Source organism: Acinetobacter sp. 802_lipA (assembly GCF_058242885.1).
Map to the genome: position 1 here is coordinate 1647121 of NZ_JBZAYP010000001.1, position 7853 is coordinate 1654973.

Below are 7853 nucleotides of genomic sequence, written 5' to 3' on the forward strand. Positions count from 1 at the left end.
CTATTTAAGTGATGTGCTGAAAAGGCTGCCGACGCATAAAGCGACCCAAATTGAAGAGTTACTGCCACACCGCTGGAAACCTAAATCGAATTAAAAAATAGGCATGGGGTTCAGCGGACGCTTACGGTCAGCGAGCAGCCAATATCATGACATTAATCCAGTCAGCAAAGCTGAATGGCTTGGATCCGTATGCCTATTTAAGTGATGTGCTGAAAAGGCTACCGACGCATAAAGGTAAGCGTCCGCTGAACACACCTTATGAATTCGTCCTATAAGCCTTAATTTAGTCCTGACTTAAAAACAAGTGGGAACTTAAATTTATGACTACAAATAACCAGACATCCATCGCATCTCTTACGATAAAACGAAGAACATATAGTGCTGAATTTAAACAGCAGATCGTTCAGGCGTGTAAAGCATCGGAGGTTTCAATTGCTTCGGTCGCTTTGCAACATGGATTGAATACAAATCTTGTATCCAAATGGATTCGCTTAATTGATGCTAAGCCAGGGAATGATCGCTCACTACTACCGAATAAACCTGCATTTATTACCTTATCTTGCTCCGCACCATTAGATCCTATCCCTACTGGCATGTTAACGGTTCAAATTACTTTACCCCACTCAAAAGCAGAAATTGGCTTGAAATGGCAAGTATCAGAAATATCTGCTTTAGCAGAATTACTCAAGGCACTTACAACATGATCCGTATCGATGAAATCTGGTTGTCTACTCAGCCCATGGACATGCGTGCAGGTATGGATACGGCCATGGCTCAGGTGGTGAGAGCCTTTGGCTACATCAAACCGCATTGTGCTTACCTGTTCTGTAATAAACGTGGCCATCGCATGAAAGTGCTGGTACATGATGGACTGGGCATCTGGCTGTGTGCCCGGCGGTTGGAACAGGGAAAATTCCACTGGGCTAAAGTTCACCAGGGTGAAAACGTAGCTCTCAGTCCAGAACAGTTACAGGCACTAATTCAGGGTTTGCCTTGGCAGCGCATTGGACGACAGCAAGTGGTAACAATGCTCTAAACTAGGCTGCTACATTCTGCTATTCTCCAAACGTTCTATTTCCTCTGCGTCATGACCTCAGGCATACTGCGGTCATGAAAATGCTGCCTGATTTAAGCCAACTGACCCATGAACAACTGCTGGAATTTACCCGGCAGTTGGCGATGCAGCATCAGTCTCTGGCACAATCAAATCAAGAATTAGAAAAATCAAACCAGCAATTGGATGCCAAAGTTCAACATCTTTCCATTCTCACGCAAAAATACGAGCATGAGCTCGCACTATTTAAACAGCACAAATTTGGCAGTAAAAACGAACATCTCACCGCAAAACAAATCCATCTGTGGGATGAAGCGGTCGAAGAAGATATTGCCGCTGTTGATCTGGAACTGGAACGGCTGAATGCAGATAAAACTGATGCAGCGACACACAAAGCCACAGTCAACAAACCTAAACGTCGACTGCTGCCCGATCATCTACACACCATCCGTATCGAGCATGAACCAACATCAACCCAATGTGCTTGTGGCTGCACCTTGCGTCGTATCGGCGAAGATATCAGTGAAAAACTACATTTCAGACCGGCACAGTTCTATAAGGAACAGCATGTGCGTGGCAAATGGGTCTGTGATCAGTGTGACACCCTGACTCAGCAAGCGATGCCTGCCTATGTGATTGATAAAGGCATTGCTTCACCTGAACTGCTCAGCCATGTGCTGGTATCGAAGTATGCCGATCATTTACCGCTGTACCGTCAACGTCTGATCTATCAGCGGGCGGGAATCGAGCTTTCTAGATCAACGTTATCTGACTGGATAGGTCGCTGCGGTGTGGAACTGGAACCTCTGGCCAATGCCTTAAAACAGGTGGTGCTGCAACAGCGGGTGATCCATGCCGATGAAACGCCGGTCACCATCATGCGGATGGGTGATGATGAGAAAAAACCGAAGAAAGGTTATGTCTGGGCCTATGCCACTACACAGTACAATCCAGTTCAAGCGGTGATCTATGACTTTCAGGATAGCCGTTCAGGTCAGCATGCAGAAGAGTTCCTGAATGGCTGGCAGGGCCATCTGGTCTGTGATGATTACAGTGGTTATAAAGCACGCTTTAAATCAGGCGATGTCATAGAGGTGGGCTGCATGGCGCATGCACGTCGTAAATTCCATGAGCTACATGTGACCGGGAAAAGTCAGATCGCTGAACAGGCATTACTGATGATTCAGAAACTGTATGCGATAGAAGCAGAACTCAGGAAAAAGACCGATGGTACAGCAGAACACCGCCGCGAATACCGACAACAGCACAGCCAACCGGTGATGCAACAACTGTGTGAATGGCTCAACCAACATTATCTGACGGTGCCATCGAGTTCTCCCACCGCCAAGGCCATCAATTACAGTCTGAAGCGTTGGCCAGCCTTAAGCCGCTATCTGGATGATGGCAATCTACCCATTGACAATAACTGGGCAGAGAACTCAATGCGTCCCTGGGCATTGGGCCGTAAGAACTGGTTGTTTGCAGGTTCGCTGCGCAGTGGACAGCGAGCGGCAAATATCATGACTTTAATCCAGTCAGCAAAGCTGAATGGGTTGGATCCGTATGCCTATCTCAGTGATGTGCTGAAAAGGCTGCCGACGCATAAAGCGACCCAAATAGAAGAATTACTACCACATCGCTGGAAATCCAACTCAAATTAAAAAATAGGCATGGGGTTCAGCGGACGCTTACGCATAAAGCGACCCAAATAGAAGAATTACTGCCACATCGCTGGAAATCCAACTCAAATTAAAAAATGGGCATGGGGTTCAGCGGACGCTTACACTCAAACTTATCTGGTTTTAACTAAACTCATATTTTTGAGCTGTGCGACAGGTATTTTTTTATTGATTGGGTATTATCGGCTTGTGGTTCGTGCGCGGTAATGAGATATCTAAAATTAAAAAAAGGATTTTGTATCACTACAAAATCCATAAAATTTAAGACTTTATCTTTCTCTTAACGCTTCTCTGGCTTTATTGAATGGCTTAATCAAATAGTCCAGCACTGTTTTCTGTCCAGTGCGAATATCAACTGTCGCCACCATTCCAGGCGTAATCGCAAAAGTCTTACCCTGTTTATTTCGCAGCTTATCTGAATCAGTGCGAATATAAACCCGATAGTAAAATTGATCCTGTTTAACTTCATCTCGAATCGTATCAGGAGATATCACGGTCACTTTGCCATGTAATCCGCCATATATCGCATAATCGTACGCTGTAATTTTGACTAAAGCTTGTTGGTTTGGACGAATAAAGGCAATATCTCTTGGCGAAATTCTAGCTTCGATCAGAAGCTGTTCATCTAACGGCACAATCGTCATAATCTTGCCATTAGGAGGAATTACGCCACCTAAAGTCATTACATCGATTTCTTTTACCACACCGCGAACAGGCGCTCTAAAGACTGTACGATTTAATGTATCTGATTTTCCTTTCACAATCTGCCGTTGTGTTTCTACGTCGGTATTGGCTTTGGATAATTCTTCCCTTGCTTTTACATAATACTGACTACGTGTATCATTAATTTGCTTTTGTAAATCAGAAGCTTGACGTTTTAACCTTAAAACCTCTACCTCACTTGCAGCTCCTTTAGCAACTAACGGCTCAGTCATTCTTAGCTCTTGCTGTACCAATGTTAAAGAAGTCGTTAGATCTGATATTGACTCTTCTAAATTTTTCCGTCGTGTATTATACAACTGTGTTTCTTCACGAACCAATTGCGAATCTTTTTGAACTATCTCGGGAAATTGTAATGCAGTTCCATTTACTTCTGCCCGTAAACGTGCCGAAGTGGCCAATGAAGAAACGAGCAAAGACTGCGATTCACCTACATTAGATGCAAAGCGAGTCGGATCAAGTTGTGCCAATATGGTGCCTTTTTCTACAATATCACCTTCTTTAACATCGAGTTTGGTCAAAATACCACCCTCTAATGACTGAATAATTTGCTCTTTAGAAGATGGAATAACTTTACCCGTACCTGTAGAAACTTCTTCCAATTTAAATAAAGCAGCCCATATAAAGAACACCAAAAGTCCTAAGCCAATAATCCAGATGACCATACTCGATTTAGGTAAAGGTGGTTCATGAAATGAAGCTTTAGCAGGACGTTTTGTTTGTTGTGGTTGTTCATTCATTATTGTGCCCCACTGGATGGATGAGTTTGATTATTTGATTGACTCAAAATCTGATCGCGTGGACCATCCATCACAATTTTCCCCTCATTCATGACAATAATTCGATCAACTAATGCCAAAACAGCTCGCCGATGAGTTGCAACAATTAAAGTCCGATGCCCCATCCAATTCATTAGATGATCAATAAATTGTTTTTCTGCTACATCATCAATCGACGCTGTTGGCTCATCTAACAATACAATATTAGGTTGGCGAATAAGCAAGCGTGACAGCAACAAAGCCTGCCGTTGTCCACCAGAGAAACCTAAGCCACCCTCAAGTACAAGATGATCAAGACCTTCTTTTTTATCTTGTACAAATGACCAAGCTCCTGTCATTTTGAGCGCCTGAATCAAGTCATCATCTGAGGCTAAAGGTGCGCCTAAAGTTAGGTTTTCCCTGATTGTGCCATAAAACAAATGCGCACTCTGATTAAGTAACCCTGTATCACGACGAATATCAGCAGGATCAATCAGTGATAAATCAAGACCATCAAGATAAATATTACCTTGCTGCGGCATTTGCATGCCTGATAATAATTGCAATAATGTGGATTTCCCCGCGCCATTTCGGCCTAAAATTGCAATTTTCTCTCCCGCCCGAATTGCTAGTTGAGCAATCGCTAGATTGGGTTTTGCATCATCTTGATTATATTTAAATAAAGTGCCATTCAATTGATAATCACCCAACAATACTGAGCGATGGATCAAATGCGCCCGATCAGGTTGGTCAACTGGCTTTTTCATTAACTCATCAAGACTACTTTTTGCGACTTTGGCTTGCTGTAATCGTCCCAAAACACCCGTAATTTGTGCAATTGGTGCCAACATTCGTGAAGATAAAATTGAGCATGCAACCAATGCACCTGTGGTCATTTCTCCACTAATCACGGCAAAACAGCCAACAAGTACCACAAGAGCATAAGTCAGACCTTGGACTTTTTGCGTCCATGCAGTCATCACGCCCACTATTTTACGCTGCTTCATACTAATATCGGCAGACATTTCATTCATATGATTCCATTGATTCTGGAATCTGGATTCAGCGCGTAACAGCTTAATGTCCTCTATGCCTTGCACTGATTCCACCAATATTGCATTACGAATCGAAGACTCACGCATTCCCTCTCTGGCAAGTTTAGCCAGTGGTCTTTGTGCCAATATGGCTGGAATAATCATAAGCGGTACAACAAGTACCATGACCCAGAAAAGATTGCCGCCAATGATCCAGAATATAACCAAAAATAAAAAGAAAAATGGCAAGTCGGCAATGGCGCTAATCGTCGTTGAGGTGACTAGCTCCCGCACCCCTTCCAACTCCCGAATTTGGGAAATAAAAGTACCTGTTGATTTGGAACGCTCACTATTTTTAATTCTGAGCGTATGACCAAAAACCCGATCTGAAATACGCAAGTCTGCTCGTTTACCAATAATATCTGATAAATAGATACGCGCTACACGTAAAACAAATTCAAAAATTGCCGCAATCAATACACCACCTGCCAACACCCATAACGTAGGAATTGACTGAGAAGGCACGACTCGATCATAGACTTGCATTGAAAATATAATGGTTGCCAGTGCCAGAATATTTGCAATTAATGATGCAAACATAATATCGATATATCGTTTCCAGTCACGTAACACGATCGACCAGAACCAACTACTCTCATAAGGTTTGATATATTCATCAATACGCGCATCTGCAACTGATTTTTCAGGTCGCAGGATATAAACACTTTCAATTTCATGTTGAAGGTCAGAAGCAACAAAACTTTGCGCAAGCCCCTGATCACCACTCATCTGGATACTGACATTATGATCGACATCTGCCTGATCAACCACACCAACTTGACCATCCTTGAATACCACGATGACTGGTAAACGCCATGGATTAAGCATCTCTTTTGAAAATTTACTTTTACGTACACTTAAGCCAATCTGACGTGCAATCGTTTTCACGACCTCATCTGCTGCACTAGCCCCTGCCCAATCCATCTGCAAACGGATACGTTCTTCAGAGGTTTCGATACGATAATGTTTGGCAATCAATAAAATTGCCTGAAGATATGGCTGGTAATTCATCGTACTCATGGCTGAACCTCAACCCCCTGAATGGATAGACGATTAAGATGATAAACATCTCGTGATTGACCTGTAGTCGAGATAAGTTGGACTAGATTTGCATAAATATCATAACGATTATTTTCAATTTCCATATTTGCACTATGAATGGCTTGTTCAGCATTAAGTAAGTCCACTACTGTCCGCGTACCAAGCTTATATTGCTCCTGATATAATTCTTTTGTTCTGGTGGTGGTTGATTGTCTGGCAACCAAAACCTGCATCTGCCGTTGTTTATTTGTGACTTGTTCCTCAGTCATGCGAATCTGTTCCAGAATATCCATATAACTATTTTGTACTTTGGCTTTGGCAGCTTCTTCTGCATAACTTGCAGCGCGACTTTGCGCCCCCACTGATCCACCCTGAAAGAAGTTACTGCTTGCTTCAAATTTAATTGAACTATCAAATCCGTCATCCTTGTTATTGTTTGGATTGACACCATTCAGTGCCTGACTTAGCGTTCCAACTAAATTTAAAGTAGGGTAACGACTGAGATCTGTCTGAGTTTTCTGTGCTTTTGCGACATTTACTTCTGCTTGAGCAGACATAATCGTAGGAATCGTATTGATTTTAGGTGCTTCAAAAATCTTTGATTCAGTGACTACATTTTCAGGTATTTTCCAGTTGATCCGACTGATATCAAAGCCCAGTAAAGTCCGTAATTTTTGTTGATACAGTCTTAATTGTGTTTGTTGAGCAATTAAATTTGATTGGGAAGCTTCAAGATACGACTTCGCCTGCACGGGATCTGCCTGACTGCTAATGCCAGCATTTGCACGCAAATTGGCAATCTCAGCAATACGTGCAATCCCATCTACTTGCTGCTGTGCAATGCGACAGACTTCCTCATAGCGTTTTAGATTCACGATTGCACTTGCAACCTCAAGTGCAACCTCATCAATCTTGACCAGCACTTGCGCCTGCTGCAATGCTAATCTGGCTTTTTGAATATCCACACTGGATTTGACCTTACCAAAATCATAGACCATCTGTGTCGCATTAAGACTTAATAACTGCCGACCGCGTTCGCCAGAAGTCATATCTCCAGTCGAAATACCACCCGATAATTGAGGATAATATGCAGCTTTAGCCACATCAATATTGGCATTTTGAGAAGCAAGACTCGCAATATTTTGACTAATTTCAGGATGTCGCTGAACCGCAATTTTCACTGCCTCAGAAATATCAAGCGTTCTTGAAGTGGGGCTTACCAAGCTCAATCCCGCAGTATTGACCGTATTGGAATGTGTTGAACCGATAACAGGAAGTTCATCAAACTTTGAGGTATCGACATCAAAATTTGAGAGCTGTTTAAGATCTACTTTATTAAAATGATCATCCGATTTTGGGGTAAATACACCTTGTAAATTATCTTTTAACGAAGTTGCAATTTCCTGACCAGACGCTGCATAAAGTAAAGGCATATAAAGGCTAAGAAGTGAACATAAACTCGTCTTTATTAATACATCCCGTTTATTCATGATATTGTTTCACGACT

The 7853-nt window shown here is 42.5% G+C and carries 6 protein-coding genes and 2 pseudogenes; 5 read left to right on the forward strand and 3 right to left on the reverse strand.

All coding sequences use genetic code 11. The features are described 5' to 3' along the window. Positions 1-7: 7 nt before the first annotated feature. From AC4CU3_RS08305 to tnpC, 5 genes and pseudogenes are all read left to right on the forward strand, one after another. Positions 8-94 (forward strand): annotated as a pseudogene (locus AC4CU3_RS08305) (hypothetical protein); the annotation flags it as partial. A 31-nt stretch (positions 95-125) separates the two neighbouring features. After that, positions 126-275 (forward strand): annotated as a pseudogene (locus AC4CU3_RS08310) (transposase domain-containing protein); the annotation flags it as partial. A gap of 45 nt (positions 276-320) precedes the next feature. Continuing rightward, entirely contained in the window at positions 321-704 is a 384-nt protein-coding gene (gene tnpA / locus AC4CU3_RS08315; protein ID WP_004684363.1) for an IS66-like element accessory protein TnpA, read from the forward strand. Next, positions 701-1036 (forward strand): IS66 family insertion sequence element accessory protein TnpB, encoded by a 336-nt coding sequence (tnpB, locus tag AC4CU3_RS08320; protein WP_043974827.1) that lies wholly within the window; start codon positions 701-703, stop codon positions 1034-1036. The genes tnpA and tnpB overlap by 4 nt, the downstream gene beginning before the upstream one ends. Positions 1037-1110: 74 nt before the next feature. Further along, on the forward strand, positions 1111-2715 hold the full coding sequence (tnpC, locus tag AC4CU3_RS08325) for an IS66 family transposase (protein ID WP_201952670.1): 1605 nt from the start codon (positions 1111-1113) through the stop codon (positions 2713-2715). A gap of 287 nt (positions 2716-3002) precedes the next feature. On the opposite strand, the gene AC4CU3_RS08330 is transcribed toward tnpC, so the two are convergent. Genes AC4CU3_RS08330 through AC4CU3_RS08340 form a run of 3 tightly spaced genes read right to left on the reverse strand, consistent with a single transcriptional unit; the run spans position 3003 to position 7779 of the window. Further along, on the reverse strand, positions 3003-4193 hold the full coding sequence (locus AC4CU3_RS08330; protein ID WP_044112084.1) for a beta-barrel domain-containing protein: 1191 nt from the start codon (positions 4191-4193) through the stop codon (positions 3003-3005). Further along, on the reverse strand, positions 4193-6325 hold the full coding sequence (locus AC4CU3_RS08335) for a type I secretion system permease/ATPase (RefSeq protein WP_000106054.1): 2133 nt from the start codon (positions 6323-6325) through the stop codon (positions 4193-4195). Before AC4CU3_RS08335 ends, AC4CU3_RS08330 begins: the two co-directional genes overlap by 1 nt. Then, positions 6322-7779: a TolC family protein gene (locus AC4CU3_RS08340; RefSeq protein ID WP_025469530.1), complete on the reverse strand. Its 1458-nt coding sequence runs from the start codon at positions 7777-7779 to the stop codon at positions 6322-6324. The genes AC4CU3_RS08335 and AC4CU3_RS08340 overlap by 4 nt, the downstream gene beginning before the upstream one ends. Between the last annotated feature and the right edge of the window lie 74 nt (positions 7780-7853).

Bases quoted from the DNA above. Each gene is read 5' to 3' on its own strand.
- AC4CU3_RS08330 (WP_044112084.1), bottom strand. From the start codon at position 4,193: ATGAATGAACAACCACAACAAACAAAACGTCCTGCTAAAGCTTCATTT.
- tnpC (WP_201952670.1), top strand. From the start codon at position 1,111: ATGAAAATGCTGCCTGATTTAAGCCAACTGACCCATGAACAACTGCTG.
- AC4CU3_RS08335 (WP_000106054.1), bottom strand. From the start codon at position 6,325: ATGAGTACGATGAATTACCAGCCATATCTTCAGGCAATTTTATTGATT.
- tnpB (WP_043974827.1), top strand. From the start codon at position 701: ATGATCCGTATCGATGAAATCTGGTTGTCTACTCAGCCCATGGACATG.
- AC4CU3_RS08340 (WP_025469530.1), bottom strand. From the start codon at position 7,779: ATGCCTTTACTTTATGCAGCGTCTGGTCAGGAAATTGCAACTTCGTTA.
- tnpA (WP_004684363.1), top strand. From the start codon at position 321: ATGACTACAAATAACCAGACATCCATCGCATCTCTTACGATAAAACGA.